Origin of the sequence: Pseudoalteromonas sp. SG43-5 (genome assembly GCF_014164345.1) — a bacterium.
GTDB lineage: Bacteria > Pseudomonadota > Gammaproteobacteria > Enterobacterales > Alteromonadaceae > Pseudoalteromonas > Pseudoalteromonas distincta.
In genome coordinates this window covers 113,845-140,487 of record NZ_JACJFA010000005.1, presented here as the reverse complement: position 1 = coordinate 140,487, position 26,643 = coordinate 113,845, and the positions used below count along the sequence as shown (strand labels likewise).

Here is a 26,643-nt window from a genome sequence, read left to right as displayed (position 1 = left end):
TGGTTTACATTACGTGGCAATTGTAGGGAATAAAAACAACTCAAACTCGTTCTTTATGGAAGTGAATCCACCGAACTTGAGTTGCCTTTCACACTGACAACATCTTCACACACAATATAAAGATTCTTGGCTTACACTGCGTGGCAATTGTAGGGAATAAAAACAACTCAAACTCAGTCACCACCAAACTTGAGTTGCCTTTCACACTGACAACATCTTCACACACAATATAAAGATTCTTTTAAGCGAGGCTAACTTATGCCTCAAGCTTATGACGAGAGCCTTGCTCTTTGTCTATGGTTAAACTTTAGAGTGTTAGCTCCAATTTGACAAACGAGAAAAATAAACCTAATAGGTGAAAAAAACTAAACTATATACCTTTGTCTAATACATTTAGATTGGATTGCTTTGGAAGCTATGATGCGAAGGCGTTTTACAGGCACAAAAAAAGCGCTATAAAGCGCTTTTTAATATTTAAGACAGGCTTAAATAATTTGGTTTTCTTTCCAGGCTTGCTCCTTCGCTAAACGGTTTTTGCGTTTATCACATGGATCATCGCAATCACAGGCTTTATCAATACCAACCGAACCTAAACCACCACAGCTGCTTGCCATAGATTTTTTTTGCACGATCATACCAACGGCCATAGCCGAAACTATCAAAATTAGTAAGCCAAAAGTAAGAAGAAAAAGTGACATTGCTTAGCCCCTATTGATCAGCAATAAATTAAACTCAAATATTTTTGAGCGACTGCTATTATATACCCAAATAACACGGAAATAAACAAGTCAGCACCATACTATAAATAAGGCTTAAATGCTGGGCTTGAGTAGGTAACTAAACCCTCTTTTGATTTACCTATTAAATAAACCGGTAAATCATGTTGTTCAGCATAAGCTTGCGCTTTTTGCATCCCCATTACAGTAAGTGCCGTCGCTAAACCATCTGCCGTCATAGCGCTTGGATGAAGCACAGTTACCGACACTAAGTCGTGCTTAATAGGCATACCTGTTGCTGGATCAATTAAGTGGGTATAGATCTCGCCATCCATTTTATAAAAAATACGGTAATCACCCGATGTCGCTATACCACTTGTACCTGGCGATAAGACACGGTGTACCTTACGCTCTCCAGGTTGCGCATCTGGTTGCTCAATCGCGATTTTCCAATCCTGATTATTTGGCTTTTCACCTGCTATACGCAGCTCACCACCAATCTCAACCATGTAATTAGTAATGTCGTGGCTTTCTAATAACTGGGCAACTTTATCAATACCATAGCCCTTAGCTGTTGCCGAAAAAGAAAGCTCCAGTCCATTAACTGTTTTAGCCAGTCCTTGCTCATTTAAGATAAGTTTATCAATGCCTATTTTTTCAACCATACTTGCAAGCTCTTCATCACTTGGGCGATTAGTTGGTTTTTTATCAGGCCCAAAGCCCCATAAATCAATTAAAGGCCCCATTGTTACGTCGAGTGTTTTAGTCGATTCACCCAAGCGAATAGACTCGCTTATAACAGCCCTAAAATCTTCGCTAATTGGCATGACTTGATTTGCAGGTAATCTGTTAAATGTATTTATTTCAGAGTCTTCTATGTAAGTAGACATAGATTGGTTCACATCTTTTAAAACAGCGTCTATTTGCAGCTGTAGTTGTGAAGCCGATAGCTGGGCTTGCTCATCATAATATTTAATATGATAAGTGGTACCCATAGTCTTACCTTCTAAAAAGGTTTCTTTTAACTCTGGCTTTTCACCACACCCAGACAATAATACAGTCAGTGTAATTAGTAAAAAGGCCATTATGCCCTGTGAAGTACTTACTCGATTCATAACAGCTCTACTTAATAGATTGATAAAATTAAAGAATAAAAAAAGCCTCGTAACACAAGTGCTACGAGGCTGGTATTTTAACCAAAACTAAACTGTTTTGGTATTAGTGTTAGCCACCGAAGTCATCTAGTAAGATATTTTCGTCTTCAACACCTAAATCTTTAAGCATAGTAATAACTGCCGCATTCATCATTGGAGGACCACACATGTAGTACTCACAATCTTCAGGCGCTTCGTGATCTTTAAGATAGTTCTCAAATAACACGTTATGGATAAAGCCAGTATAGCCTTCCCAGTTATCTTCAGGCTGTGGATCTGAAAGTGCTGTATGCCATACGAAGTTAGGATTTTCAGCGGCTAGGCCGTCAAAATCTTCTACGTAGAACATTTCACGCTCAGAACGTGCACCATACCAAAAACTCATCTTACGTTTAGAGTTCAAACGTTTAAGTTGGTCAAAGATATGAGAACGCATTGGCGCCATACCAGCACCACCACCAACAAATACCATTTCTGCGTCAGTGTCTTTAGCAAAGAACTCACCAAATGGGCCCGAAATAGTTACCTTGTCGCCTTCTTTAAGTGACCAAATGTACGAAGACATTTTACCACATGGCAAGCTAAGGTTTCTTGGAGGTGGAGCAGCAATACGCACGTTAAGCATAATGATGCCTTCTTCTTCTGGGTAGTTAGCCATTGAGTAAGCACGAATTGTTTCTTCGTCTACTTTTGACTCCAGATCGAAGAAACCAAAATGGTTCCAGTCGCCACGATACTCTTCAGGAACATCGAAATCTGCATATTTAACATGGTGAGGTGGAGCTTCGATTTGGATGTAACCACCCGCACGAAACGGCACTGACTCGCCATCTGGAATTTGCAGCTTAAGTTCTTTGATGAACGTTGCTTTGTTATCATTAGAGATAACTTCACAATCCCACTTCTTAACACCGAAAATTGACTCTTCAAGTTCAATTTCCATGTCATTTTTAACATTTACCTGACACGCTAAACGACAGCCTTCACGGGCTTCACCTTTAGATATGTGATCAAGCTCAGTTGGCAGAATATCACCACCACCTTCTTTAATGTGTACACGACACTGACCACAAGAGCCACCGCCACCACAAGCAGATGATACAAATATACCTGACTCAGATAGTGCGCCTAAAAGCTTACTACCTGCTGATGTTTTAATGGCTTTATCTGGGTCGCCATTAATGCCGATGATAATATCGCCACTTGCAACTAACTGGGATTTAGCACCAATGATGACTAAAACCAGTAGTACAACGATAGCGATAAAAACACCAACGCCTAAGAAAATCTGATAATCCATGATTTATCCTCGCTACCTTTACAGTGAAATACCAGAGAATGACATAAAGCCAAGTCCCATTAAACCAACAGTGATGAAGGTAATACCTAAACCACGTAAGCCGTCAGGTACGTCTGAGTATTTCAGTTTCTCACGGATACCTGCAAGTAATGTAATTGCAAGTGCCCAACCAACACCAGCGCCAATACCATAAACAACAGACTCGCCGAAGTTATAGTTACGCTCAACCATGAATGATACCGCACCAAATATTGCACAGTTAACTGTGATAAGTGGTAAGAAGATACCTAACGCGTTGTATAGTGCAGGGAAAAACTTATCTAACGCCATTTCAAGAATTTGCACAAGTGCTGCAATAACACCAATGAAAGTTAAGAAACGTAAAAAGCTAAGATCTGCATCTGGGTAACCTAACCAAGTTAGTGAACCAGGTGCAAGTACCGCATGATAAACCAAGTTGTTTACAGGTACAGAAATACCCAATACAACTATAACCGCTATACCTAGGCCAATTGATGTAGTTACTTTTTTAGATACCGCTAAAAAAGTACACATGCCTAAGAAGAATGACAACGCTAAGTTCTCAATAAAAACGGCTTTTACAAATAAACTAATATAATGTTCCACTATTTGCCCCTTACGCTTTAGCTTCTACTTGGTCTTTCTTATAAGTACGCAGTACCCATATGAATAAACCAATGATGAAGAATGCACTCGGTGGTAAGATCAATAGACCCATAGGCTGATACCAACCGCCATCTTGTACTAATGGGATAATATCAACACCGAATAGTGAACCCTTACCAAATAGCTCACGAATGAAACCAACAGTAAGTAGTACTACAGAGTAACCTAAGCCGTTACCAATACCGTCAAGGAATGACATAAGTGGTGGCGACTTCATCGCGTATGCTTCAGCACGACCCATTACGATACAGTTAGTAATGATTAGACCAACGAATACAGAAAGCTCTTTTGCAGTAGCATAAGAAAATGCCTGTAATACTTGGTCAACAACGATTACCAATGATGCGATAATTGTCATTTGTACGATGATACGTACAGATGATGGGATCTGGTTACGAATAAGCGAGATAAAGAAGCTCGAAAACGCAGTTACAAGTGTCAATGCGATTGACATAATTAACGCATTTTTTAAGCTAGACGTTACCGCTAGCGCAGAACAAATACCAAGTACTTGTAGTGCGATTGGGTTGTTAGCTAAAACCGGGCCAAATAGGACCGCCTTCATTTCTTTAGTATCAGCCATTATTTCAATGCTCCTTTACGTACTTTCGCAAGGAAAGGGCCAAAGCCATTTTCGCCAGTCCAAAAGTCAACTGCATGATCAACACCGTTAGACGTTAATGTAGCACCTGAAAGACCATCGATCTTATGCTCATCATTGCCCGCAGTACCTTTAACAATTTGAATTGGAAGTTCTTTACCTTCCCATGTAGCAGTCCACTGTGGATTTTGGATTTCGCCACCAAGACCTGGGGTTTCATTATGCTTGTAAAAGATAATGCCCTTAACTGTTTCACCATCGCTTTCAAGCGAGATAAAACCGTACATCAAGCCCCATAAGCCGTAGCCTTGGATAGGAAGAATGATTGCATCAACTGAGCCATCTTCTTTTTTAGAGATATACACCGGTGACTCTTTAGTCACACGTTGAATACCAGCAATATCTTTAACGCCTTTCTCTTGAAGAGAAACACTTAGCGCTGCATCATATTTGCTTTTTTCAAAGTCAAAGATTGTTGGGTCTGTATCTACAAACTCACCTGTAGTCATGTTTACAACGCGCGCTTCGATTTTTGCATCAAATGTTTCAAGAACATTTTCAACTTTGTCGATGCCCGCAGCAGCTAAGATATTGCTTTGAATATCTTTGTTTTTATTAGCTTGCTGTAAAGGACGAAGCTGTACAGAAGCAAACGATACAATGATTGCACACACTAAACATAGTGCTACAACAACTGATAACGTTTTGCCGATTGATTCGTTATTACTAGACATTACGTGCCAACCTCCGCTTAATATTAGCCTGCACTACAAAGTGATCGAACAGTGGAGCGAACAAGTTAGCAAATAAGATTGCTAGCATCATGCCTTCTGGGAAAGCAGGATTCACAACACGTATCATAACCACCATAAAGCCAATTAGTAGACCATATGCTAATTTACCTTTGTCAGTAAATGCAGCTGATACAGGGTCAGTAGCCATAAAGAACATACCAAACGCAAAGCCACCAAGTACGAAATGCCAATACCAAGGCATTGCAAATACAGGGTTAGTTTCTGAGCCAACAGCATTTAATAAAAATGCAGTTGCTACCATACCTAGGAATACACCTAGTACGATGCGCCAAGAAGCGATACGAACGTAAATTAAGAACAAACCACCTACTAATAATGCAAGTGTAGATGTTTCACCTACAGAACCTTGAATGAAACCATAAAACGCATTCCACCATAATTCCATGTTTGCAAAGTCAAGTGTGCCAGCAAATGCTTGGCCTAGCATAGTTGCACCAGAGAAAGAATCTACTGCTGTCCATACTGTGTCACCTGAGATTTGAGCTGGGTATGCAAAGAATAAAAATGCACGACCGGCTAAAGCAGGGTTTAAGAAGTTACGGCCAGTACCACCAAAGATTTCTTTAGCGATTACTACACCAAACGTAATACCTAACGCAACTTGCCATAAAGGAATAGTTGCTGGCAAAATAAGTGCGAATAATACAGAAGTAACGAAGAAACCTTCGTTAATTTCATGCTTACGCACTGAAGCAAATATAACTTCCCAGAAACCACCTACTGCAAATGTTACAGCGTAGATAGGTAAGAAGAAACATGCTCCATAGAACATCTTAGCGCCCCAGCCTGCATCAGCGGTTAACTCGCCACCGAATAACTGGAACAAACCAACTTGCCACGTGTTTGCTAGTTCAAAACCTTGTGCTAAAGCACCAGCGGCCTGATGACCGATATTGAACATACCAAAAAACATAGCTGGGAACGTCGCCATCCACACTAAAATCATCATACGTTTTAGGTCGATGTTATCGCGTACGTGTGTCGCGCCTTTATTTACGTAGCCTGGTGTATAAAAAATAGTTGCAGCTGCTTCATACAGTGCATAAAACTTTTCATATTTACCACCGGCTTCAAAATTCGGCTCGATATCTTCTAGATATTTTTTTAAACCCATCTCTCTAGCCTTCCTTCTCGATCGTAGTTAAGCAATCGCGTAGGATAGAACCATACTCGTATTTGCCTGGACAAACGAAGGTACATAACGCTAAATCTTCTTCATCAAGTTCAAGCGCGCCCAATGAAATTGCACTGTCTAAATCACGTGCAATTAAGTCACGTAATAATAGAGTAGGCAAAATATCTAACGGCATTACGCGCTCGTAGCTACCAATTGGTACCATGGCACGTTTTGAACCACCTGTTGACGTTGTCATTTTAAATAAACGACTTGGTGCAAGGTGAGAAAGGAATGTACGCGTTACAGAGAATTTATCACTACCTGGTGCAATCCAGCCAAACAATTCTTTTTCGCGACCTTCAAGTAAAACAGATACTTGAACGTGGTAACGACCTAAGAATGCATGAACACCGTTTGAAATAGAACCCGATAGAACAGAACCAGAAATAACGCGGTTATCTCCGTCTTCTAACTCACCAGCCACTAAATCATCCAATGAAGCACCTAATTGTGTTTTCACTAAACGTGGGTTTTTAACGCGAGGACCTGCAAGCGAAATAACACGATTTGTGTAAATTTCACCAGTAAGGAATAAGTGACCATACGCAATAACGTCTTGGTAACCAATATGCCAAACTTGTTTGCTAACAGAAACTGCATCAAGATGATGGATATGAGTGCCAACGAGGCCAGCCGGATGCACACCACCAAACTCATGTACTTCTACTTGAGCTATAGATGAGCTAGGAACTTGGCTGCCTGCTTTTTTACACACAAATACTTTGCCATCGGTCAAACGCGAAACAACTGCAAGACCCGCTTCAAATGCTTGCGCATTTTCTGCAATAATTACTGCAGGATCTGCAGCTAATGGGTTTGTGTCGATTGCGGTCACAAAAATAGAACTAGGATTTGCATCCACAGCCGCTACTTTGCTGAATGGGCGAACACGAAGTGCTGTCCATTGACCAGACTGGATAAGTACTTCTTTGGCTTTTTCGCGCTCTAAGCTCGGAAGCTCGTCTGCTTTGAAAGAGTCAAAGGTGATTTGCTCACTGCCTGCTACTTCAATAACAACAGATTGCAGCACACGTTTAGCACCACGATTTATTTCTTTTACTGTACCAGAAGCTGGAGCAGTAAATAGGACGCCTGGGTTCTTTTTATCTTCAAAAAGTACCTGGCCTTTTTTGACTTGGTCATCCACACGAACATGCATGGTTGGACGCATACCGATAAACTCTTCGCCAAGCACAGCTACACGTTTGACAGCAGAACCGTCATGTATAACTTGCTGTGGCGCGCCCTCTAAGGGTAAATCCAGACCTTTTTTTATGTTGATCATACGCACTTGCATTACATTAAAGGAAAGAAACTGAAAAATCGTATCAACCACGTCGCCATTTGAGTTATTCCAAGTTATATCAAGGTACAAAAGAGCAGCTTGCTAGAGATATCAAACAAGCAACGTAGTAAAACTCATCACATATTGTCGAGATTTTAACATCATTTTAGATGACTATGCGAGTGTATTTATGAAAATTATACGACAGAAACACTTATTTAGTTTTGTTAAGTGAATTAAATAAAAATCAAGCTAGACCAAAGTGGTAGCCTAAGCAATTATCATTCCTGATTTCATCGTAAATTCAACAAATCGCATAATACAAAAAAAGCCGCGATAGCGGCTTTTATAACTAGGGCCAGTTGACCTTTCAGGATTAAAATTTGTTCAATCTAGGGGCTATTTAATCGCGGCGTGAGGTTTGTAACCTAGTGGGCTAAGTAAAAACCAAGCAACAAAGAGTAAATAGCCCCTAGGCAGAACCCTTTGGGCAGCGCATGTTTGGCATTTATTCCACGTCATCGCCCATTTATGGGGAATAACCACACTACATAGGCTCTGTCTTGCCTAAATACCAAACAGGCTGCTGCAAATTTAACCTCGAAAGATAAACAGGCCCTAAGTTCTGTTAGTCAATCATATTGGCAATTGGCTTAACTGAATCTACATCTTGATCGTAGTCAACACTATCTATACCAAAACCAAATAAGCGTAAAAACTCATTATGGTAACCAACATAATCTGTTAGCTCATCAATGCTGCTCGTATCTACTTTATCCCAAACAGCTTGCACGCGAGCTTGTACATCGTCTTCTAGCTCTTTGTAGTTTTGGAATAAATGTCCACCGTCGTCAAAGCGAGGAGATTCACCATACAAGTTTTCACTAAATAAAGCGTGAATTTGCTCAATAGTGCCTTCGTATGTGCCATCTGCTTTCATAACTTTAAATAAAGCAGAGATATATAACGGCATAATAGGAATAGCAGAACTTGCTTGCGTTACCACAGCATTAAGTGATGAAACATATGCCTCACCATTTAAATCTTTTGTTGATTTTTTAATAGCAGCGGTTGCACGGTCTAAATCTTCTTTAGCCTTACCAATAGTAGCGTGTCCGTATATTGGCCATGTTAGCTCTTTACCAATATAAGTGTACGCAGTCGTTTTAAAGTTATCGGCTAATACATCCGCTTCTTTTAATGCGTCAATCCACATTTCCCAATCTTCACCGCCCATTACTTTAATGGTGTTGTCGATATCGTCTTGGTTTGCAGCTTCAACAGTAATTTCATCAATTTCACGCTTTGATGTATTTAAGTTTTTAGTAGTAACGGCATTTCCAATTGGCTTAAGCGTAGATGAGTAAACTTCGCCCGTATTTGGGTCTGTACGACGAGGAGACGCTAAGCTGTAAATAATACAATCTACTTTGCCCAAATCTGCTTTAATAGTGTCGATTGCTTTTTGTTTAATTTCGTTAGAAAACGCATCGCCATTAATATTTTTAGACCAAAGGCCTGCTTCGTCTGCTGCATCTTGAAAAGCAGCGGTATTGTACCAACCAGCAGAGCCTGTTTTGCGTTCTGTACCTTCTTTTTCAAAGAAAATACCTAATGTTTTAGCACCACCACCAAACGCTGCTGTAATGCGCGAAGCCAAGCCGTAGCCTGTTGATGCGCCAATAACTAATACATTTTTTGGTGCATTTTTTAATGCGCCTTGTTGTTTTACATAGTTAATTTGTTCTTGAACATGCTCTGCACAACCAGCTGGATGTGCGTTTGTGCAGATAAATCCACGAATTTTAGGCTTAATGACCATTGATCATCCTATATCTTTTACAATAAAAATTAGCGCTAGTTTAAAGGCTAATACTAAAAACACTGATCTGATCAGTTAACCACAAGTGTAACAATCAAATCGCTATTAATTATTTAAGCTAATTTAGAGCCGCCCATACAATTAGGTGAATCAGGTGCCTCGCCGCCCTGCTCTGTATACTCATCGGGTGTATATGTATGAATTGCGAGTGCATGAATATGATTTGCTAATTCATCTTTTAGAATTTCATTAATTTCACGATGGCGCTGCAATAAACGTTTACCTGTAAAACCTTCGCTAACCACTATTACTTTAAAGTGTGATTCAGTGCCCGCACTGTGCATATGGCTTTCGTTAATTACTTTTAAATGTTTACACGCAATAGCGTTGCTTATTTTTTCTTGGATCTGTTGCTGCATTGACATAAAAGACCGTTTTAATTAGCTAATTTATACACTTACTATAACAATTTAACGCAGCGCTTGGCTAACTAAATTGCTTTTGTTTAATGTCCTTAATAAATCGGTAAGTTAAACTTATTCGAGGATGTGCAAGCGTTGTTTGTTTAGGTATTGCATGTTGATAATCTCGCTGGCTATGTCCATTCATTATTAAACAGCTGCCACTTTGTAATTTTAAGTCGGTTACTTTATTGCTCGCCTTGTGCTTTAACTTTAGAACCCGATCAGCTCCTAGCGAGACACACACAATTGTTGGTTTATCACCAAGCTCTATTTCATCATCACTGTGCCAGCCCATCGTATCATTACCATCTCGGTAATAATTAACGAGTAATGAGTTTAGAGGCTGATTTAAGTGCGCCTCTAAACGCCTTCTCATATTAAGTAACAATTCATCCCATGGCTCTACTATTTGCTTACTACTTGAATAGCCGTATTCAATATTTAAATCGCTCATGAAGCATTGTAGCCGTGGAATAGGCCCCGTTTTACCATAAACAGTTACATCGGGTTGCTGCCAACGTAGGTTTTTTTGCAAATAATAAAATAGATCGAGGCTTTTTTGTGCACTAAGTGCCCTACTTTGATAAGAAAAGCCATTTGGTAACTGTTGGGGGTTGGCGTTTTGCCGTTGCATGTTAGAATTTACCTACATTAGATTACTGATCAACGAACCATTATGACGACGCAAGCCCAGCTAGGCGATAAAACCTTTACTCTTGAACGCTTTCCTTTGGATCAAAAAAACCGCAGCTTACAAGCGTGGGATTCGGCAGATGAGTACCTTATCAATTATGTTAACGAACATCACCCTGATTGTCGCTCATTGCTTATTTTAAACGATAGCTTTGGTGCACTTGCTTGTTATTTTAATAAGTTAACGGTTTGTTCAGTTAACGATTCTTATATTAGCCACCAAGCTGCGGCTTATAACTTACAAGAAAACAAACTGCCTACAGCAGATTTCACACAATTAGATAGTTTGTCTGCATTACCGCAGGATGTTGATTTAGTACTTATTAAAATCCCTCGTAATGTAGGTTTTTTACAGTTTCAGTTAAGTGAGCTCAGTGAAGTCCTTGCACCTGGTACGCCAGTAATTGCTGCAGGTAAAACAAAAGAAATTCATAACTCAACAATAAAATCATTTGAGCAATTTATTGGTGAAACAAAAACTAGCCTAGCAGTTAAAAAATCCCGCCTTATATTAAGTACAGCTAAAGGCGGATATAAAGCAGCAGATTTCCCTGTAACGTGGGAGCTTGAAGGTACTGAGTTTAATATAACAAACCATGCAAATGTGTTTTCGCGTGATTCGTTAGATATTGGTGCACGCTTCTTTTTTAACTACTTACCAGAAACACCAAAAGCTAAAAGCATTATTGATTTAGGCTGTGGTAACGGAGTTGTTGGATTAATGACGCTTGCTCGTTGCCCTAATGCATCAGTTACTTTTGTTGATGAGTCTTACATGGCAGTAGAGTCGGCTCGGTTAAATGTAGAAATTAACCTAGGCGATAAGTTTGATAACTGCGAGTTCATCGAAAACGACTGTTTAACAGGCTTTGAAAGAGACAGTGTAGATATGGTGCTTTGTAACCCTCCATTTCACCAAGCTCAGGCCGTTACCGACCATATTGCTTGGCAAATGTTTAAACAAGCAAAAGATACTTTAAAAGAAGGCGGCGAGCTGCGTATTATTGGTAATCGTCATTTAGATTATCATGATAAATTAAACCGTATGTTTGGCAACTGTAAGTTGCTAGGTTCAAACAAAAAGTTTGTCGTTTTAAGTGCAACAAAAAATAGTGGAATGCTATAAATGAAATTAACAAACATTATAATTGGGTGTTGTGTATTACTGATACTTGCTGGCTGCGCGAATCAGCCTAGCCAAGTAATACTTAACCCTGTTTATAAAAATGGTCAAATTAGCACTATAAATAGTAGCTTAAGTACTAGTGTAATTGATTTACGTGGCGATACATCAACACTTAAACTTATTGAGTCAGACAAAACTAAAACCTTTGCAAGCCAAGGCATTACCAGCTCTATTAAAAGTGTGTTAGACAGCGCCCTTAGCCGCAATGGAGCCAGTATTTCTAACTTAGCAACTGTTCGCTTTGAAGTAGATATTCATGCATTGCAAGCTGTTGTAACCGAAAAGCTAGTGAGCCATACCAGCGAAGCCCACATAGAACTTGGCGTGCGTGTTATTCGCGCCTCAAGTAACTTTAGTAAAGTGTATAGAGGCAGTGCTGATTTAGAAGGCCCATTTAGTCATGAGCGAGCAAAAATAGAAGGTCAGCTCAATAAGTTGACTGAGCAAGTTATTACCCGCATTGTATCTGACCCTGAATTAATAGAATTTTTAGAAGGTTAACTATGAGACGACTTTTTTTAATCTGCTTAGGCCTATTCTTTAGTGTAAGTAGCTTAGCAGCCCAAGAAGGCCGCTTTGTGCAAAAGGACAACATTTTTCCACGCGTAGAAATTGTAACGTCAATGGGTAGCATCGTGGTTGAGCTGGATCGCTCTAAAGCGCCCATCACAGTCAATAATTTTTTAACTTACGTGTCAGACAAAAGTTATCAAGGCAGCGTTTTTCACCGTATTGAGCGCGATGTAGAAAATGATCGCGACTTTGTTATTCAAGGTGGCGGTTACGATAAAGACTATGATGGCCTACATGAAAATGACCCTATTTTTAATGAAAGCGGTAACGGTTTAAAAAACGATATGTATAGCATTGCTATGGCCTATCAAGATAGACAACCGCACTCAGGAACTCGCCAATTCTTTTTTAATATGGATAATAACGATCACTTAAATCCAGGGAAAGATTGGGGCTTTGCAGTATTTGGTAGCGTAATGGATGGTTACGACACGCTTGATAAAATTATGACTGTTGAAACCGGTTTTAATGAAAAAATTGGCTACGATTTCGTACCTAAAAAACCTGTTGTCATCTTAAATATTAAAGTGCTTGAACAAGTCCCACTATAATTTTTTAAGAGCAGCTTAGCTGCTCTGCATCAAAGCCAATGAAGGCCCTATGAGCAAATCTCTCTCTATTAGCGAATATTTTTCTTACTTTAAAGACAAACGCTTAATCCACATTTTCATATTTGGTATGAGTAGCGGTTTTCCGTGGGTTTTAATTGGCTCTGTTATGTCTGCTTGGCTAAAAGATGAAGGGCTAAGTCGCAGTATGATTGGCCTATTTGGCATTGTATTTGGCGCTTACAGCATAAACTTTTTGTGGTCGCCACTCATTGACCGTACAAAACTTCCTATTTTATATAAATGGCTAGGCCAACGTCGCAGTTGGATACTATTTTGCCAAAGTTTTATTTTTATTGGCACCTTGCTATTAGCAGGGCTTGATTTAAAAGCTAATTTGGCAATTGTTGCTGCGATTTGTTTATTAATCGCCATTGCTTCAGCTACTCAAGACATTGCTATTGATGCCTTTAGAATAGACACCCTAAGCGAAAGCGAATCACACAAAGCAACCGCTGCAGCCGCAATGGCAACTTCGGGTTGGTGGACAGGTTATGCACTTTTAGGCGCCATTCCATTTTACATGGCCGATATACCCTCGCTCGACTGGCCACAAATTTATTACTTTTTAGCTGCCGTAATGCTGCTGTTAATGAGTGGAGCACTGTTTGCAAAAGAGCCCGAAACTAACCGCGAAGCAGTACATGCTGAACTTGAGCGTGTGTACCTTGAAAAACTGTCCTCTACAAAACAAACTCCTTTAACAAAAACTGTTGCGTGGCTTGCGGTAACCGTTATTGATCCCTTTAGAGCTTTTTTTACTAAAAATGGCGTTAAAACAGCACTAGCATTACTTGCGTTTATTTTCTTATTTAAAATAGGCGAAGCGTTTTTAGGGCGCATGTCGATTGTGTTTTATAAAGAAATTGGTTTTAGTAATAGCGATATAGCTACATTTTCGAAGGTAGGTACAGCGGTACTTACAATCATATTTACCTTTGTTGGCAGTTTATTTAATCAAAAATATGGCATTGTTAAGGGTTTATTTGTAAGTGGTATTGCAATGGCTGCTTCAAACTTAGCCTTCTCGTGGATTGCTTTAGTTGGCCCTGACCTAAGGCTGTATGCCTTTGCTATTGTTATTGATGGCTTTACGCAAGCGTGGTCGTTGGTCGCTATGGTGGCCTTTATATCGATGTTATGCGATAGAGCATTTAGTGCAACGCACTATGCATTACTGGCGTCATTAGGGAATTTAGGACGAACATTGCTTTCAAGCTACAGTGGTGTAGTAATTGATGATTGGTTAATGGGAAATTGGTCGCTGTTCTTTATTTTAACAGCCTTAATGGTTTTACCTTCGTTGATATTTTTATATCTGATTAGGTATAAGTTGTATGAGCTTGAGAAGAATTACCACAAAAATATTTAATGCATCCCTGCATTAACATATTGCTTAGCACTATCAAGTGCCCCTTAAAGTGTACTAAGCAATTATTGAGTTAATCTACTTTTAGCAAGCTAAGTGCTTCATGTGGATCAACTTCTAGAGCTGTACAATAGCGAACAAACTCAATGACATCTAAACGGCGTTCTTGATTTTCAATCTTGCCGATAAATGAATGAGGCGTTCCAAGCACTTGTGCTAGGCTTCGCATTGTATGACCCTTTTCATGGCGCTTAGTTTTAAGCCACTTTGTTAGCTTTGCATTTTCTTCAGAAGAAACTGTTTTGCCCATCATTTTACATCTCCTACTAGATGATTTGACGTACCCATTAAAGCAGTAGTTTCCATCAATAGCCGTAGGCAGGTAAGCAGTCATACTTTCAATAGCAAGCTATTGCTTAATAAAGCATGTGTTGCTACTCACTCCACCAACACAGCTAAAAACTACGCTAATAATATGGTAAAGATTTGTTTTTATTGAGAATGAAATTTTGCCCGTCTCATTCTTGGATACATTATATACTATTAACACTTTGGTTAAATAATTAATTACATACTCGGTACAAAATCAACCTGAACGAACATTTATAAACACTGAATATTTGACCTAAGTTATCAGAAAATATTAAAAAAATAATATTACCTTCATAAAACAGCTTAAAAATATTTATAACATATTTGTTCCTTTTTAATGTTACACGTTTATTATTAAGCAATAATTTGCACTAAAAAGGCCAAGTAATGTTCAGACTTCTTTTTTTATTACCTATCGTGTTGTGTTTAGGTTGGTACTTTTTTTTGCGCCACAACGGCGTACCAATTAAACAAGGTAAAAAAGGCTTTATGTATATTTTAGCGTTTTCAGCCTTTGTACTCGGCTTTTTTGTATTGATAATGCAAATTACCGAATACGCACCAACTGATTTATAGGCATTAAAAAAGCCGCAAAAGCGGCTTTATTCTATTTAGCGTTTGGCTGTTAAACGCTAAAGCTTGCACCACAACCACAGGTTGTTGTTGCATTTGGATTAGATACAAAAAAGCGTGCGCCTTCTAATCCTTCAGTGTAATCAACCTCACCATCAACCAAATATTGAATGCTCATTGGATCAATAACGAGTGTTACACCATTTTTTACAATTTCTAAATCGCCAGGATTCGCTTTTTCATCAAAAGTAAAACCATATTGAAAACCAGAACAACCACCGCCTGTTACATAAACACGCAGTTTTAAGTCTGGGTTTTCTTCTTCGTCGATTAACTGTTTAACACGAACAGCAGCCGCATCGCTGAACTTAATTGGTAATTCTTCAGACATTTTAAAACCCTCAATATCGCAATGGCGTGATTATCTAATACCCGAGTGTTTTAATCAAGTATAGTAAAACAACTCTTTCCTCTAAGTTATATCTATAAATTAGTAAAAAAGTGGCCAAACATTAACTAGCTAAAATAATACTTAAGCAAACTAAAAGCGACCTTTATACGCTATAAACTCATTAAATATTTTAGTTATAGGCAATAGGTCTTAATCTTCACTGCAAATTGTTAATATAAGTTACGAAAATTTCAAAATCACAAGGACTTAGCTAAACTCTTTTGCTAAAATGCTGCTGAAAAATACAGCGAGGAATTATGCATGTGGCTTGAGCAACTCAGGCGTCGGCTGGCAAAACCTAAAACATCTGTACAATTATGCTTATTAGGCGTAGTTGCCGGATTAATTGCTGCATTTTTTATTATTTTATTTCGCTTAACCATTCTGTTTTTCCAAAGCTTATTTTTAGAAACACCTGACGACTTTACTACCCTACCAACACTTGAACGTGTACTAATGCCTTTAGTTGCTGCATTACTAATAGCCACGTTTGCTGCCTTTACTGGGTTTAAACATTACCGCTTGGGTATCCCCTTTGTTATACACAGAATTAAACGTCACTACGGGCAAATGCCTTTATACAATACGGTTAATCAATTTGTTGGTGGCGCACTTGCTCTCATTAGCGGTTTTTCAGTTGGCCGAGAAGGTCCTTCCGTGCATATGGGCGCAACGGGGGCGAGTATTTTGGCAGATAAGCTACATTTACCGCATAATGCCATGCGTACTCTAAGTGGTTGTGGAGTAGCTGCAGGCATAGCCGCGTCGTTTAATACTCCACTTGCAGCCGTTATTTTTGTAATGGAAGTGGTACTTCGTGAATATAAAGTACATATATTTGTACCTATCATGCTTGCCGCTGTTACTGGCGCACTGGCAACACAGTTTGTTTTTGGTGAAGGCTCAGAGCTTGCACTCATTACCATAGCGCCATTGAGTGGTTGGCATTACCCTTATTTAATATTATGCGGTATGGCGCTGGGTGCTATTGCATTTAGCTTTAATCAAAACTTAATGCTAATTATTAAAACATTTAAACCTTTAAGTATGTTCCCTCGTTTATTAATTGCAGGATGCATTGCCAGCTTAATAGCTTACGCAGTGCCTCATGCTATGGGCTCTGGTATGAGCGCAATAACTATCGCGGTTGAATCTCCTGATGACGTGAAGCTACTCACAACTATTTTAATCGCTAAACTACTTGCTACATTGTTTGCTATCGGTTTGGGTATACCTGGTGGTTTAATTGGTCCGGTAATTGGGCTTGGCGTATTAATTGGCACTCTAATGGCTTTTTTTGCTCAGTTTATTAGTCCTGGCACTGATATAGCGGGTACTTATGGAGTTTTAGGTATGGCCGGATTAATGGCCGCCACATTGCATGCACCACTAGCTGCTTTAACAACGGTCATGGAGCTTACATCGTCACCTGAAATAATTGTTCCAGCTATGCTTGTGATCACCACGGCCTATGTAACAGCATTACAGTTTTTTGGAAATCGCTCCATATTTTTGCAGCAACTAGATTTTCAGGGATTACCGTACCATGTATCTCCCGCTACCGAAGCATTACAAAAAGTGGGGATAATGGATGATATGGATGAAGACTTTAAATTGCTTTATTCAGACGACAAAGTGCAAATAAAAAGCACATTAGATGCCATGGATAGCCAAACTCCGTTAATTGTTTTTGACGAAGAAAATGGCTATCGTCTCGCTGAATACGATTTAACGCTAATGTCTAATGAAACAATAAATATAAATTATATTAGCTTGCAGGGCATCAGTAGTCAGGCCACCCTAGCCGATGCTTTCGATATCCTAAAAGATAAAAGAAGTGGCGCGCTTTACGTTTATAACCTTTTAGATAATCAACAAATTATGGGGCTATTACGCTGGGATCAAATTCATCATATTTTAACCATTCGTAACAGCTTACTTTAAAAAATAGGACTATTATGAGCGCATTATTGATTTATAAAACACTCCACATATTTTTTATGATTGCGTGGTTTGCCGGTATTTTTTACTTGCCTCGATTATTTGTATATCACGCTATGAGCGAGGAAAGATCATGCAACTCTATGTTAAAAGTTATGGAGCGCAGACTACTTTATTTCGTTACCCCATTTGCTGTATTAACCGCTGTGTTTGGTGTATTAACCATTGTTGAATATGGTCGTGATTGGTTTAGATACAGTATGTGGTTGCACTATAAGCTAGTGCTGGTAATCATATTATATATATACCACGGCTACTGTTTTAAGTTATTAAATGACTTTAAACATGACCGCAACACTAAGACAGACCGCTTTTACCGTATTTTTAATGAGCTCCCAGTTATTGCGTTGCTCATCATAGTGGCACTTGCGGTAATAAAACCTAATTTATAAGCTTTGCGGCGCATGTTAAACTTCGCTGCAATTTACAATACTTGCTTTAACACGCGCGATTGCGTGCTCCATTTATGGATTATCGCGCCCATTTGATTGATTAGGAATAACCCCATGTTAAGTTTCCAAGGTGAGCATATACTGTCTGTAAATCAGCTAGACAGAGACTGCATTGAACGTATTTTTGCAGTAGCAAAAAAAATGGAGCCTTATGCTAAAAAGCAAAAGCAAACTACGGTGCTAGAAGGCGCTATTTTAGCTAATTTGTTTTTTGAACCAAGCACTCGTACACGAGTTAGCTTTGGCACCGCCTTTAACTTACTTGGCGGTGGTGTACGTGAAACTACAGGTATGCAAAGTTCAGCCCTTGCTAAGGGTGAGTCTCTTTACGATACCGCCCGCGTTATTTCAGCTTATGCTGACGCTGTTGCTATGCGCCATCCTGATGCAGGCTCAGTAAGTGAATTTGCTGACGGCTGTACTGTGCCGGTTATTAATGGCGGCGACGGCCCAAATGAGCACCCTACTCAAGCATTACTTGACTTATTAACCATTGAGCGCGAATTACATCGTTTTGGTCAAAATATTGATGGTATGCATATAGCGCTTGTGGGCGATTTAAAGTATGGCCGCACAGTGCATTCTTTATCTAAACTATTGTGCCATTATAAAAATGTAAAGTTTTCGATGGTCGCGCCTGACGGCTTACAAATGCCAACAAGCATTTTAGATGCAGTAGAAAATGCCGGCCATAAAATTGAGCTAGTAAATAAGATGGAAGGCAATTTAGCAGCCGATATTGTTTACCAAACACGTATTCAAGAAGAGCGTTTTCCTTCGCAAGAAGAAGCAAATAAATACCGTGGCGGCTTTAGGATTAGCCAATCTATCTACAGCGCTCACTGTAAGCCTAACTCTGTATTAATGCATCCTCTTCCACGTGATAGTCGCTTAGAAGCCAACGAGCTTGATAACGACTTAAACAGTAACGACAATTTAGCAATATTCCGCCAGGTACAAAATGGCGTATTAATTCGTATGGCACTGTTTGCTTTAACACTCGGCGTAGAAAACAAAGTCGATAAGTATGAAGTAGACGTACCTTGGTTTAGCCGCAAACGCGACAGCTAACCCCCTTTTAAGTGACAATTTATAGGATTTTTCATGACAATTAGCCAAGACTTATTTGAACGCGCCCAAGCTTCTATTCCTGGTGGCGTAAACTCACCAGTTCGTGCTTTTAATGGTGTAGGCGGTACGCCACTATTCATTACAAAAGCAGAAGGCGCGTTTACATTTGATGCCGACGGTAATCGTTACATTGATTATGTTGGCTCTTGGGGGCCTATGATCATGGGCCATAATCACCCTGCAATTAAACAAGCTGTACACGAAGCTGTAGAAAATGGCCTTAGCTATGGCGCACCAACTGAAGCCGAAATATTAATGGCTGAAAAAGTAAAAGAGCTAGTTCCATCAATCGAAAAAGTACGCATGGTTAGCTCAGGCACTGAAGCGACAATGAGTGCAATTCGTTTAGCACGTGGCTTTACCGGTCGCGATAAAATATTAAAATTTGAAGGTTGTTACCACGGTCACGCTGACTCGTTATTAGTTAAGGCAGGCTCTGGTGCACTAACAATGGGTGTACCTAATTCTCCAGGTATTCCTGAAGACTTTGCTAAGCATACACTTACAGTTTCGTTTAATAACCTAGATGAAGTAAAAGCTATTTTTGCAAAATACGCAGACGAAATTGCCTGTATTATTGTAGAGCCAGTAGCCGGTAACATGAACTGTATTCCACCAGTGCCTGGCTTTTTAGAAGGTTTGCGTGATGTGTGTGACGAATATAAATCAGTACTTATTTTTGATGAAGTAATGACAGGCTTTCGTGTTGCACTTGGCGGTGCACAAGCTTATTACAACATTAAACCAGATCTTACGTGTTTAGGTAAAGTAATTGGCGGCGGCATGCCAGTTGGCGCGTTTGGTGGTAAAACTGAAATAATGGATTACATTGCGCCTGTAGGACCAGTTTACCAAGCTGGTACTCTTTCTGGTAACCCTATTGCAATGGCTGCAGGTTTAAAATCACTTGAGCTATTAAGTGAGCCTGGCCTTCACGATAAGTTAGAAGCTATTTCAAAAGCAATTTGTGAAGGCTTTGAAGCTGGTGCTAAAAAAGCCGGTGTTGCGCTAACAACTAACTATGCGGGCGGCATGTATGGATTCTTTTTTACTGATGCTGAAAAAGTAACGACATACAAGCAAGCAACTGAGTGTGACCTAGAGCGCTTCAAACGTTTTTTCCACCTTATGCTTGAAGAAGGCGTGTACCTTGCTCCATCAGCATTTGAGGCTGGTTTTGTATGTGCTGCGCATACTGAACAAGAAGTAAAAGACACAATAGCGGCAGCAGAACGCTCGTTTGCTAAACTTTAAGCTAATAATTACTATTTATACATTTGTAACCACTTGTTTTTAAGTATGTAATTAAGACTAAAGATTGAAAAAAGCCCGAAAGGGCTTTTTTTATTTGTAGTGTACTATAAATGAATGATAATTAAGCATAACAAGGTCTATTCACCTTTACTCTATTACAAAAATTACAAGAGAGCCTTATGTCAGGATTACGCCAATTTTCTTTTCCCGCTATCCAGCTAATGGCAAACTTAAAATACAAAACTAAAATCAGCTTAATGTTTGGAATTTTACTCGTTCCTCTATCACTTAGTTTGTTTTTTTTAGTCTCGTTATTAAGTGAAAGTATTACTGTTTCAAAAATACAACAGCAAGGCTTAAAAGGCTACAGAGCTATACTTTCAAATCAAATGCAGGGAGATACGAATCAAAATATAAAAATAGCTCGCTCACTCGGCTTTGACATAAAAGACACACAAGCAAATGAAGTACTTGAACTTGTTTCTATTCAATCAAATCTAGCCTTAGACAGTCAGTTAGCAAGCGCTTATGTAAACCGCTCTTTAGTCACGCCAATTCCTGCACTTATAATGCAAATAAACTCAACAGCGCAAAGCGCTAATACTGTTTTAGCTAGTAACCGTTTTACGCCCGATACGTTTATAGCACTTTCAAATTTTAGTAAGTCACTTCCTTTATACGAAAAACAACTCGATAAAATACTCAATGTAGCCAACAATGCAGATAAATCAGTAAACAAAGCGCTCATGCCTCCTTTAACTAGTTTACACAGTGCTGTGGGTGCATTTAAAAACGCGATAGATGAAAAACTACTTGAGCCAGACGATATTCTATTAACTCAATCAGAATTTACTAAACTAACAAACAATGTTCACAGCAGTATTAATCAACTTGTTAGTAAGAGCATTCCAACCCTTGAGAGCCTTATTGAGGCAAAACTACAAACTCAACAGTGGACACGAAATCTTGTTTTAGCTGCTTCATTGATCAGTTTGCTATTTGCATTTTATTTGATGATTGGTTTTTATTTTGCAGTTGTTGATACCATTAATCGCTTTGCTGATGCCGCTAATAGAGCCGCGAATGGCGACTTAAATGCCACTATCGATTCGAGCACTAATGATGAAATGGGAATTATTGCATCGCGCTACAATGCATTACTTAATGCATTTTCACATTTATTATTTGATGTTAAAGCAAGTACAGAAGAGCTATGCGACGCAACTAAATCGCTATCACATGCGAGTAGCGAAACAAGCAATGATGTTTCAAAACAGCAAATTCGAGTCAATGCCATTTATAATGCACTAAGCGATATGGCTCAAAACGCACTTGCAGTTGAAGAGTCAGCGCATCAAGCTACGCTTACCGCACAAAATGCTGCAGTTCATGTGAAACAAGGTTCAGATAATACAATGGAGCTTGCTAAATATATGCAAGACCTCCAAATTGAATTTGCAGAGAGCCAACAAGCGCTCGATAAACTAGCACAAGATAGCCAAGAAATTAGCAAAGTAAGTAAAGGGATCAGTGAAATAGCCGATCAAACAAACTTGCTTGCACTTAATGCCGCTATTGAAGCCGCGCGAGCCGGCGAGCATGGCCGTGGATTTGCCGTTGTAGCTGATGAGGTAAGAACACTTGCTCAGCGTACACAAACACAAACCCAAGAAATACATCAAATTATTAGCTCTTTACAACAAGCATCTGACGACACTCAGCAAAAAATGCGCTCAAGTGTTGAAAAAATGGAGCAATCAGTAAAAGCAGCCAATCAAACCAATGAAGTATTGCAAAGTGCAGAGCAAAGTATGGGCGATATTAAACATCAAGGTGAAGTAATTGCAGAGCGTGTTAAACAGCAATCAAATGCAACAACACAAGCATTAAATGATTCGCAAGAAGTGAGTAATTTAGCAGATCAAACGCTAACATCGGCTCAATCAACGCTACAAGATGCACAGCAATTAAGTCGCTTATCTAATGATTTAACCAAATCAATGCAGTTTTTTAAATCTTAATACCAATTCGCTTAATTAAGTGATCTATTTTAAGGGAAGAAAATCGTGTCGATAACAAGGCAAAAATTTCGTTATTTAGTTGTTCTATATCAGAAATTTTTAACGTAGTTAACGTCAGATTTAACCCCTCAAATTGATTAAGTATTATTACGTTAACTACAACTTACAACAAAGCCGCTAAATAAGCGGCTTTGTTGTTTAAAGTAATCTTAAATTAACGTATGCATTGCGGCCTAGGCTCGAACTCACTCGCCCTAAGCGGTAGCTGAATCACCTTGCCACATCCTGGTGGTGCCTGCTTACCCGTTTGTTCATTTACAAATGCCCAGCGTATTGATGGTGGACGCGTATCAGCTATTGCTTGTGGGTTAAGTGGTTTTAAGTAACGAATATATGCTTCTAATGCGCCTACGCTACCTGTTAAACCAGTGCTTTTGTTGTCATCTCGACCAAGCCACGCAACAGTCACTGTATTTTGATCAAAGCCTGCAAACCAACTATCACGTAAATCGTTGCTGGTCCCTGTTTTACCAGCGAGCTGGATTGACGGAAAGTGTAAATTTAAGCGTTTAGCAGTGCCATCTTTCGTTACGCGTTTCATTGCGTATTTGGTCATATACATTGCAGATTTATCAAAACGAGGCTCTGCATTTACTTTATGCTTATAAAGTACTTTACCAACAGAGTCAGTTAATGCCGAAATTGCAGTGAGCTTTTTATATTCGCCATCTGCAGCAATTGTTGTATAAAGCTGAGCCACTTCAAAACTCGACATTTCAACAGCCCCTAAAAGCAGCGATGGGTATTCGTCTATCGCCCCTGTTGCGCCTAAACCTTTCAATGTATTTACTACTTTATCAACACCTACATCGAGGCCTAAATTAACCGCTGGGATATTTATACTGTTACTAAATGCTTTATAAAGTGGAATTGCACCACGGTATTGGTGGTCAAAATTTTCTGGTTGCCACACTTTACCTTGCTCATTTGTGACCTGTACTGGCGAGTCATCAAGCAAAGTAGCTAAATTATAATGTGGCAATTGCAGTGCGGTTAAATACACGGCAGGTTTTACAAGCGAGCCTATATTACGTTTTGTGTCTAAAACACGGTTAAATCCTGAATATCGAACATCGCGACCAGCAATAAGTGCAGAAACACCGCCTTTTTCTACATTAACAGAGATCATGGCTGCTTCTAGTTTTTCAGTTCTAGGGCGATTTTCCAAGTACGGTAAACTCTTTTCAATCGACTCTTCCATTGCTGTTTGCTTTTGCAAGTCAAAATAAGTAAATACTCTTACGCCTGCATCAAGTGTTTGCTGATCAGGTAATAATTCATTTAACTCTCTGTTTACTAGCTCTAAATAGCCTGGGTATGATTTTTGTAAACTGGCTTTCATTGGCGCAATATCAATTGGGCGATTAAGCGATGCACGGTACTCTTTTGTGCTAAGTAACTTATTTTCGACCATTAGACGCAGCACTAAGTCCCTGCGCTCCATTGTGCGCTCTTTATAACGACGTGGGTTGTAATAAGATGGGCCTTTAACCATTGCCACCAGCAGAGCAATTTGATCGTACTCAAGCTCGTCTACAGGCTTTGAAAAGTAAAAGTCAGAAGCAAGCCCCATACCATGGATACCTTGGTTGTATGACTGCCCTAGGTATACCTCATTTAAGTAAGCTTCTAATATCTGATCTTTTGAATAGCGATAATCTAAAATAAGGGCAATAAAGGCCTCATTTATTTTTCGTACTAAAGAACGCTCACGCGTGAGGTAAATATTTTTAGCTAATTGCTGAGTAAGCGTACTGCCACCTTGAACGGTGCGTCCCGCTTTAATATTTGAATAAAGCGCACGTAAAATAGAAAACACCGACACACCATGGTGATCATAAAAATCACGGTCTTCAACTACCAGTAGCGTATCTTTAAGCATGGCTGGGAACTTATCTAGCGGTACAAATTCTCTATCTTGTTTAGAGTCGTTGCCAATTCGCGCTATTTGCACAGGTTCTAGGCGAGCAGAGTTTAAACGCCTGCCGAACTTATCTTTAATAGTCGCAACTTTTTGCCCTGCAAAACGAAGTTCAATAATATGTGATTCTTCAAGGCCATCATAAAATTCAAAATCACGGCGATAAATCTTGATGCTATCTGCTGTTTTAACAAACTGCCCTGTTCTGCTTAATCTATTAACAGATGAATAATGTAGACGCTCTAACTCAAACACAACTTCTTGGCTTGATAAAAATTGCCCCGGATAGAACTCCATAGAACGAGCATACACTTGCGCTGGAAGTTGCCATTTATTACCTTCAAATATACGTGTAGTTTTTGAATCTAAATAAATGAAATACATTGCCATTGCAATAAAAACAGCCAAGCTGAATTTCCAAAACACTGACCATGTTTTTCTCATAAAAGAGCGTTTAACAGTGGGATTCACTGTTTTTTTACTGCCCTTTGATGTGCTTTTTTTTGTCGTGCTTGACGATTTACTAGCACGTTTAGCTGCAGGTTTGCTGGTAGGTGTTTTTTTATTGTCGGCCATTTAAGTGTAATTTATTCCAAGGGTTATTCTCGAGTGTGAGCTTAGCATATTGGGCATATCCTAACATCCGAAAAGTTAACCCCCCCTGAAACAAAAAAAGCCCTACCGAAGTAGGGCTTTATGTAAACACACTATTATTTAAATAAACTATTAGCTATTTCGAACAGAAACAAACTCTGGGTAGGCTTCAATACCACAATCGTGTTGATCCATACCGTTTAGTTCTTCCTCTTCAGTTACTCGTATACCCATTGTTTTGTTAAGCACAGTCCAAACAATAAATGATGCTACAAATACAAAGGCAAGAATACACACTAAACCAATTAACTGATTAACAAAGCTTGCATCACCATTGGTTAGCGGTACTAACATAATACCTAATGCACCACACACACCGTGTACAGAGATAGCACCTACTGGATCGTCAATCTTAACTTTATCAAGTGCTATAATGCTAAACACAACTAATGAGCCACCAAGTAAACCTAGTAAACATGCCATTAATGGAGAAGGTGAAAGTGGGTCAGCAGTAATTACAACTAAACCTGCTAATGCACCGTTTAATACCATGGTTAAATCTGATTTGCCCCAAAGTATCTTACATACAAACAGTGCAGCAATAGCACCCATTGCAGCAGCTGCATTAGTATTAAGTAATATTTGACCTACCGCAGTTGCGTTTTCTTTATCCGAAAGTAGTAATTGAGAACCACCGTTAAAGCCAAACCAACCCATCCATAAAATAAATGTACCTAGTGTAGCAAGTGGTAAGTTTGAACCTGGAATTGGGTATATTTCACCGTTTTTACCATATTTTCCTTTACGAGCACCTAGGATTAGTACACCCGCTAGTGCAGCAGCTGCACCTGCGCCATGTACAATTGCAGAACCTGCAAAATCTACAAAGCCCATTTCAGATAAGAAACCACCACCCCATGTCCAGTAACCTTCAATAGGGTAAATAAAACCAGTTAGTACTACAGCAAAGCCAAGGAAAGCCCATAGCTTCATACGCTCAGCAACTGCACCCGATACAATCGACATAGCCGTTGCAACAAATACTACTTGGAAGAAAAAATCAGATTCTAAAGAATGGTCAGCATCAGCAGCTTGTGTGCCAATTAAAGCGCCTATTGAAGGAATAAAACCACCTTCGGCATTGTCTACATACATAATGTTGTAGCCAACTAATAAAAACATCGTACATGCAATTGAATACAGCGCGACATTTTTAGTTAAAATTTCAGCTGTGTTTTTAGAGCGAACTAAGCCCGCTTCTAACATGGCAAAACCTGCTGCCATCCACATTACTAATATACCTGATATTAAAAAATAGAAGGTATCGAGTGAAAACTTTAGTTCTATTATTGTATTTTCCATG

General features: G+C 39.3%; 25 protein-coding genes. 10 read left to right on the top strand and 15 right to left on the bottom strand.

Translation table 11 applies throughout. From position 1 onward, the window contains the following. Nucleotides 1–485: 485 nt before the first annotated feature. The 11 genes from nqrM to H5161_RS07415 form a co-directional block, all read right to left on the bottom strand. Nucleotides 486–698, bottom strand: coding sequence for a (Na+)-NQR maturation NqrM (gene nqrM, locus H5161_RS07465; protein ID WP_007376137.1), 213 nt, complete (start codon nt 696–698; stop codon nt 486–488). A gap of 101 nt (nt 699–799) precedes the next feature. Next, the gene (locus H5161_RS07460; protein WP_024596561.1) at nt 800–1,831 is read right to left on the bottom strand and encodes an FAD:protein FMN transferase; all 1,032 of its coding nucleotides are present in this window, start codon (nt 1,829–1,831) and stop codon (nt 800–802) included. Nucleotides 1,832–1,940: 109 nt separating this feature from the next. Then, entirely contained in the window at nt 1,941–3,170 is a 1,230-nt protein-coding gene (gene nqrF, locus H5161_RS07455) for an NADH:ubiquinone reductase (Na(+)-transporting) subunit F (RefSeq protein WP_002958895.1), read from the bottom strand. 18 nt (nt 3,171–3,188) lie between these two features. Then, nucleotides 3,189–3,797 carry an NADH:ubiquinone reductase (Na(+)-transporting) subunit E gene (gene nqrE, locus H5161_RS07450; protein WP_002958896.1) on the bottom strand — a complete coding sequence of 203 codons (609 nt, stop codon included), beginning with the start codon at nt 3,795–3,797 and terminating at the stop codon, nt 3,189–3,191. Nucleotides 3,798–3,807: 10 nt separating this feature from the next. After that, nucleotides 3,808–4,440, bottom strand: coding sequence for an NADH:ubiquinone reductase (Na(+)-transporting) subunit D (locus tag H5161_RS07445; protein WP_002958897.1), 633 nt, complete (start codon nt 4,438–4,440; stop codon nt 3,808–3,810). Then, nucleotides 4,440–5,192 (bottom strand): Na(+)-translocating NADH-quinone reductase subunit C, encoded by a 753-nt coding sequence (locus H5161_RS07440; protein WP_002958898.1) that lies wholly within the window; start codon nt 5,190–5,192, stop codon nt 4,440–4,442. The genes H5161_RS07445 and H5161_RS07440 overlap by 1 nt, the downstream gene beginning before the upstream one ends. Beyond that, on the bottom strand, nt 5,185–6,387 hold the full coding sequence (locus H5161_RS07435; RefSeq protein ID WP_002958899.1) for an NADH:ubiquinone reductase (Na(+)-transporting) subunit B: 1,203 nt from the start codon (nt 6,385–6,387) through the stop codon (nt 5,185–5,187). The genes H5161_RS07440 and H5161_RS07435 overlap by 8 nt, the downstream gene beginning before the upstream one ends. Before the next feature lie 4 nt (nt 6,388–6,391). Then, nucleotides 6,392–7,735 (bottom strand): Na(+)-translocating NADH-quinone reductase subunit A, encoded by a 1,344-nt coding sequence (locus H5161_RS07430; protein ID WP_024596562.1) that lies wholly within the window; start codon nt 7,733–7,735, stop codon nt 6,392–6,394. 628 nt (nt 7,736–8,363) lie between these two features. Next, nucleotides 8,364–9,557, bottom strand: coding sequence for an enoyl-ACP reductase FabV (fabV, locus tag H5161_RS07425; protein ID WP_182695055.1), 1,194 nt, complete (start codon nt 9,555–9,557; stop codon nt 8,364–8,366). A gap of 113 nt (nt 9,558–9,670) precedes the next feature. Continuing rightward, nucleotides 9,671–9,982 carry a BolA family transcriptional regulator gene (locus H5161_RS07420; protein ID WP_182769013.1) on the bottom strand — a complete coding sequence of 104 codons (312 nt, stop codon included), beginning with the start codon at nt 9,980–9,982 and terminating at the stop codon, nt 9,671–9,673. Nucleotides 9,983–10,043: 61 nt separating this feature from the next. Further along, nucleotides 10,044–10,655, bottom strand: a complete 612-nt coding sequence (locus H5161_RS07415; protein WP_024596565.1) for an alpha-ketoglutarate-dependent dioxygenase AlkB — start codon at nt 10,653–10,655, stop codon at nt 10,044–10,046. A 42-nt stretch (nt 10,656–10,697) separates the two neighbouring features. Between H5161_RS07415 and H5161_RS07410 the strand changes: the two genes are divergently transcribed. From H5161_RS07410 to H5161_RS07395, 4 genes are read left to right on the top strand one after another with little or no spacing between them, the layout of a single operon-like run. Further along, nucleotides 10,698–11,840 carry a methyltransferase gene (locus tag H5161_RS07410; RefSeq protein ID WP_024604970.1) on the top strand — a complete coding sequence of 381 codons (1,143 nt, stop codon included), beginning with the start codon at nt 10,698–10,700 and terminating at the stop codon, nt 11,838–11,840. Further along, on the top strand, nt 11,841–12,401 hold the full coding sequence (locus H5161_RS07405; protein ID WP_182695056.1) for a YajG family lipoprotein: 561 nt from the start codon (nt 11,841–11,843) through the stop codon (nt 12,399–12,401). Nucleotides 12,402–12,403: 2 nt separating this feature from the next. After that, complete coding sequence (locus H5161_RS07400) at nt 12,404–13,024, top strand: peptidylprolyl isomerase (protein ID WP_182695057.1); 621 nt, start codon at nt 12,404–12,406, stop codon at nt 13,022–13,024. Between the two features lie 49 nt (nt 13,025–13,073). Continuing rightward, on the top strand, nt 13,074–14,453 hold the full coding sequence (locus H5161_RS07395; protein ID WP_182712249.1) for an AmpG family muropeptide MFS transporter: 1,380 nt from the start codon (nt 13,074–13,076) through the stop codon (nt 14,451–14,453). Nucleotides 14,454–14,523: 70 nt separating this feature from the next. Here H5161_RS07395 and H5161_RS07390 read toward each other — a convergent pair whose 3' ends face one another. Beyond that, on the bottom strand, nt 14,524–14,763 hold the full coding sequence (locus H5161_RS07390) for a helix-turn-helix domain-containing protein (RefSeq protein WP_002958908.1): 240 nt from the start codon (nt 14,761–14,763) through the stop codon (nt 14,524–14,526). Nucleotides 14,764–15,209: 446 nt separating this feature from the next. Here H5161_RS07390 and H5161_RS07385 point away from each other — a divergent pair, with 446 nt between their 5' ends. After that, complete coding sequence (locus H5161_RS07385; RefSeq protein WP_024596569.1) at nt 15,210–15,398, top strand: hypothetical protein; 189 nt, start codon at nt 15,210–15,212, stop codon at nt 15,396–15,398. Nucleotides 15,399–15,447: 49 nt separating this feature from the next. On the opposite strand, the gene erpA is transcribed toward H5161_RS07385, so the two are convergent. Further along, nucleotides 15,448–15,786 (bottom strand): iron-sulfur cluster insertion protein ErpA, encoded by a 339-nt coding sequence (gene erpA / locus H5161_RS07380; RefSeq protein WP_002958911.1) that lies wholly within the window; start codon nt 15,784–15,786, stop codon nt 15,448–15,450. Nucleotides 15,787–16,107: 321 nt separating this feature from the next. Between erpA and H5161_RS07375 the strand changes: the two genes are divergently transcribed. From H5161_RS07375 to H5161_RS07355, 5 genes are all read left to right on the top strand, one after another. Further along, nucleotides 16,108–17,790 carry a chloride channel protein gene (locus H5161_RS07375; protein WP_002958912.1) on the top strand — a complete coding sequence of 561 codons (1,683 nt, stop codon included), beginning with the start codon at nt 16,108–16,110 and terminating at the stop codon, nt 17,788–17,790. A gap of 14 nt (nt 17,791–17,804) precedes the next feature. Further along, nucleotides 17,805–18,239: a CopD family protein gene (locus tag H5161_RS07370; RefSeq protein WP_002958913.1), complete on the top strand. Its 435-nt coding sequence runs from the start codon at nt 17,805–17,807 to the stop codon at nt 18,237–18,239. A 114-nt stretch (nt 18,240–18,353) separates the two neighbouring features. Continuing rightward, nucleotides 18,354–19,370, top strand: coding sequence for an aspartate carbamoyltransferase (locus H5161_RS07365; protein ID WP_002958914.1), 1,017 nt, complete (start codon nt 18,354–18,356; stop codon nt 19,368–19,370). 33 nt (nt 19,371–19,403) lie between these two features. Beyond that, nucleotides 19,404–20,684: a glutamate-1-semialdehyde 2,1-aminomutase gene (hemL, locus tag H5161_RS07360; RefSeq protein ID WP_024596268.1), complete on the top strand. Its 1,281-nt coding sequence runs from the start codon at nt 19,404–19,406 to the stop codon at nt 20,682–20,684. A gap of 179 nt (nt 20,685–20,863) precedes the next feature. Continuing rightward, a complete protein-coding gene (locus H5161_RS07355; protein WP_182769012.1) occupies nt 20,864–22,705 on the top strand; it encodes a methyl-accepting chemotaxis protein in 1,842 nt (613 codons plus the stop codon). Between the two features lie 214 nt (nt 22,706–22,919). Here the strand turns inward: H5161_RS07355 and mrcB are convergent, their stop codons facing one another. Together mrcB and H5161_RS07345 are read right to left on the bottom strand one after the other, a co-directional pair. Next, nucleotides 22,920–25,262 carry a penicillin-binding protein 1B gene (gene mrcB, locus H5161_RS07350; RefSeq protein WP_024596271.1) on the bottom strand — a complete coding sequence of 781 codons (2,343 nt, stop codon included), beginning with the start codon at nt 25,260–25,262 and terminating at the stop codon, nt 22,920–22,922. A 150-nt stretch (nt 25,263–25,412) separates the two neighbouring features. Next, nucleotides 25,413–26,642 (bottom strand): ammonium transporter, encoded by a 1,230-nt coding sequence (locus H5161_RS07345; protein WP_024596272.1) that lies wholly within the window; start codon nt 26,640–26,642, stop codon nt 25,413–25,415. Between the last annotated feature and the right edge of the window lies 1 nt (nt 26,643).

Excerpts from the sequence above, each read along its gene's own strand:
- nqrM (WP_007376137.1), bottom strand. The coding sequence starts at position 698 with ATGTCACTTTTTCTTCTTACTTTTGGCTTACTAATTTTGATAGTTTCG.
- H5161_RS07460 (WP_024596561.1), bottom strand. The coding sequence starts at position 1,831 with ATGAATCGAGTAAGTACTTCACAGGGCATAATGGCCTTTTTACTAATT.
- nqrF (WP_002958895.1), bottom strand. The coding sequence starts at position 3,170 with ATGGATTATCAGATTTTCTTAGGCGTTGGTGTTTTTATCGCTATCGTT.
- H5161_RS07445 (WP_002958897.1), bottom strand. The coding sequence starts at position 4,440 with ATGGCTGATACTAAAGAAATGAAGGCGGTCCTATTTGGCCCGGTTTTA.
- H5161_RS07440 (WP_002958898.1), bottom strand. The coding sequence starts at position 5,192 with ATGTCTAGTAATAACGAATCAATCGGCAAAACGTTATCAGTTGTTGTA.
- H5161_RS07435 (WP_002958899.1), bottom strand. The coding sequence starts at position 6,387 with ATGGGTTTAAAAAAATATCTAGAAGATATCGAGCCGAATTTTGAAGCC.
- H5161_RS07430 (WP_024596562.1), bottom strand. The coding sequence starts at position 7,735 with ATGATCAACATAAAAAAAGGTCTGGATTTACCCTTAGAGGGCGCGCCA.
- fabV (WP_182695055.1), bottom strand. The coding sequence starts at position 9,557 with ATGGTCATTAAGCCTAAAATTCGTGGATTTATCTGCACAAACGCACAT.
- H5161_RS07420 (WP_182769013.1), bottom strand. The coding sequence starts at position 9,982 with ATGTCAATGCAGCAACAGATCCAAGAAAAAATAAGCAACGCTATTGCG.
- H5161_RS07415 (WP_024596565.1), bottom strand. The coding sequence starts at position 10,655 with ATGCAACGGCAAAACGCCAACCCCCAACAGTTACCAAATGGCTTTTCT.
- H5161_RS07410 (WP_024604970.1), top strand. The coding sequence starts at position 10,698 with ATGACGACGCAAGCCCAGCTAGGCGATAAAACCTTTACTCTTGAACGC.
- H5161_RS07405 (WP_182695056.1), top strand. The coding sequence starts at position 11,841 with ATGAAATTAACAAACATTATAATTGGGTGTTGTGTATTACTGATACTT.
- H5161_RS07400 (WP_182695057.1), top strand. The coding sequence starts at position 12,404 with ATGAGACGACTTTTTTTAATCTGCTTAGGCCTATTCTTTAGTGTAAGT.
- H5161_RS07395 (WP_182712249.1), top strand. The coding sequence starts at position 13,074 with ATGAGCAAATCTCTCTCTATTAGCGAATATTTTTCTTACTTTAAAGAC.
- H5161_RS07390 (WP_002958908.1), bottom strand. The coding sequence starts at position 14,763 with ATGATGGGCAAAACAGTTTCTTCTGAAGAAAATGCAAAGCTAACAAAG.
- H5161_RS07385 (WP_024596569.1), top strand. The coding sequence starts at position 15,210 with ATGTTCAGACTTCTTTTTTTATTACCTATCGTGTTGTGTTTAGGTTGG.
- erpA (WP_002958911.1), bottom strand. The coding sequence starts at position 15,786 with ATGTCTGAAGAATTACCAATTAAGTTCAGCGATGCGGCTGCTGTTCGT.
- H5161_RS07375 (WP_002958912.1), top strand. The coding sequence starts at position 16,108 with ATGTGGCTTGAGCAACTCAGGCGTCGGCTGGCAAAACCTAAAACATCT.
- H5161_RS07370 (WP_002958913.1), top strand. The coding sequence starts at position 17,805 with ATGAGCGCATTATTGATTTATAAAACACTCCACATATTTTTTATGATT.
- H5161_RS07365 (WP_002958914.1), top strand. The coding sequence starts at position 18,354 with ATGTTAAGTTTCCAAGGTGAGCATATACTGTCTGTAAATCAGCTAGAC.
- hemL (WP_024596268.1), top strand. The coding sequence starts at position 19,404 with ATGACAATTAGCCAAGACTTATTTGAACGCGCCCAAGCTTCTATTCCT.
- H5161_RS07355 (WP_182769012.1), top strand. The coding sequence starts at position 20,864 with ATGTCAGGATTACGCCAATTTTCTTTTCCCGCTATCCAGCTAATGGCA.
- mrcB (WP_024596271.1), bottom strand. The coding sequence starts at position 25,262 with ATGGCCGACAATAAAAAAACACCTACCAGCAAACCTGCAGCTAAACGT.
- H5161_RS07345 (WP_024596272.1), bottom strand. The coding sequence starts at position 26,642 with ATGGAAAATACAATAATAGAACTAAAGTTTTCACTCGATACCTTCTAT.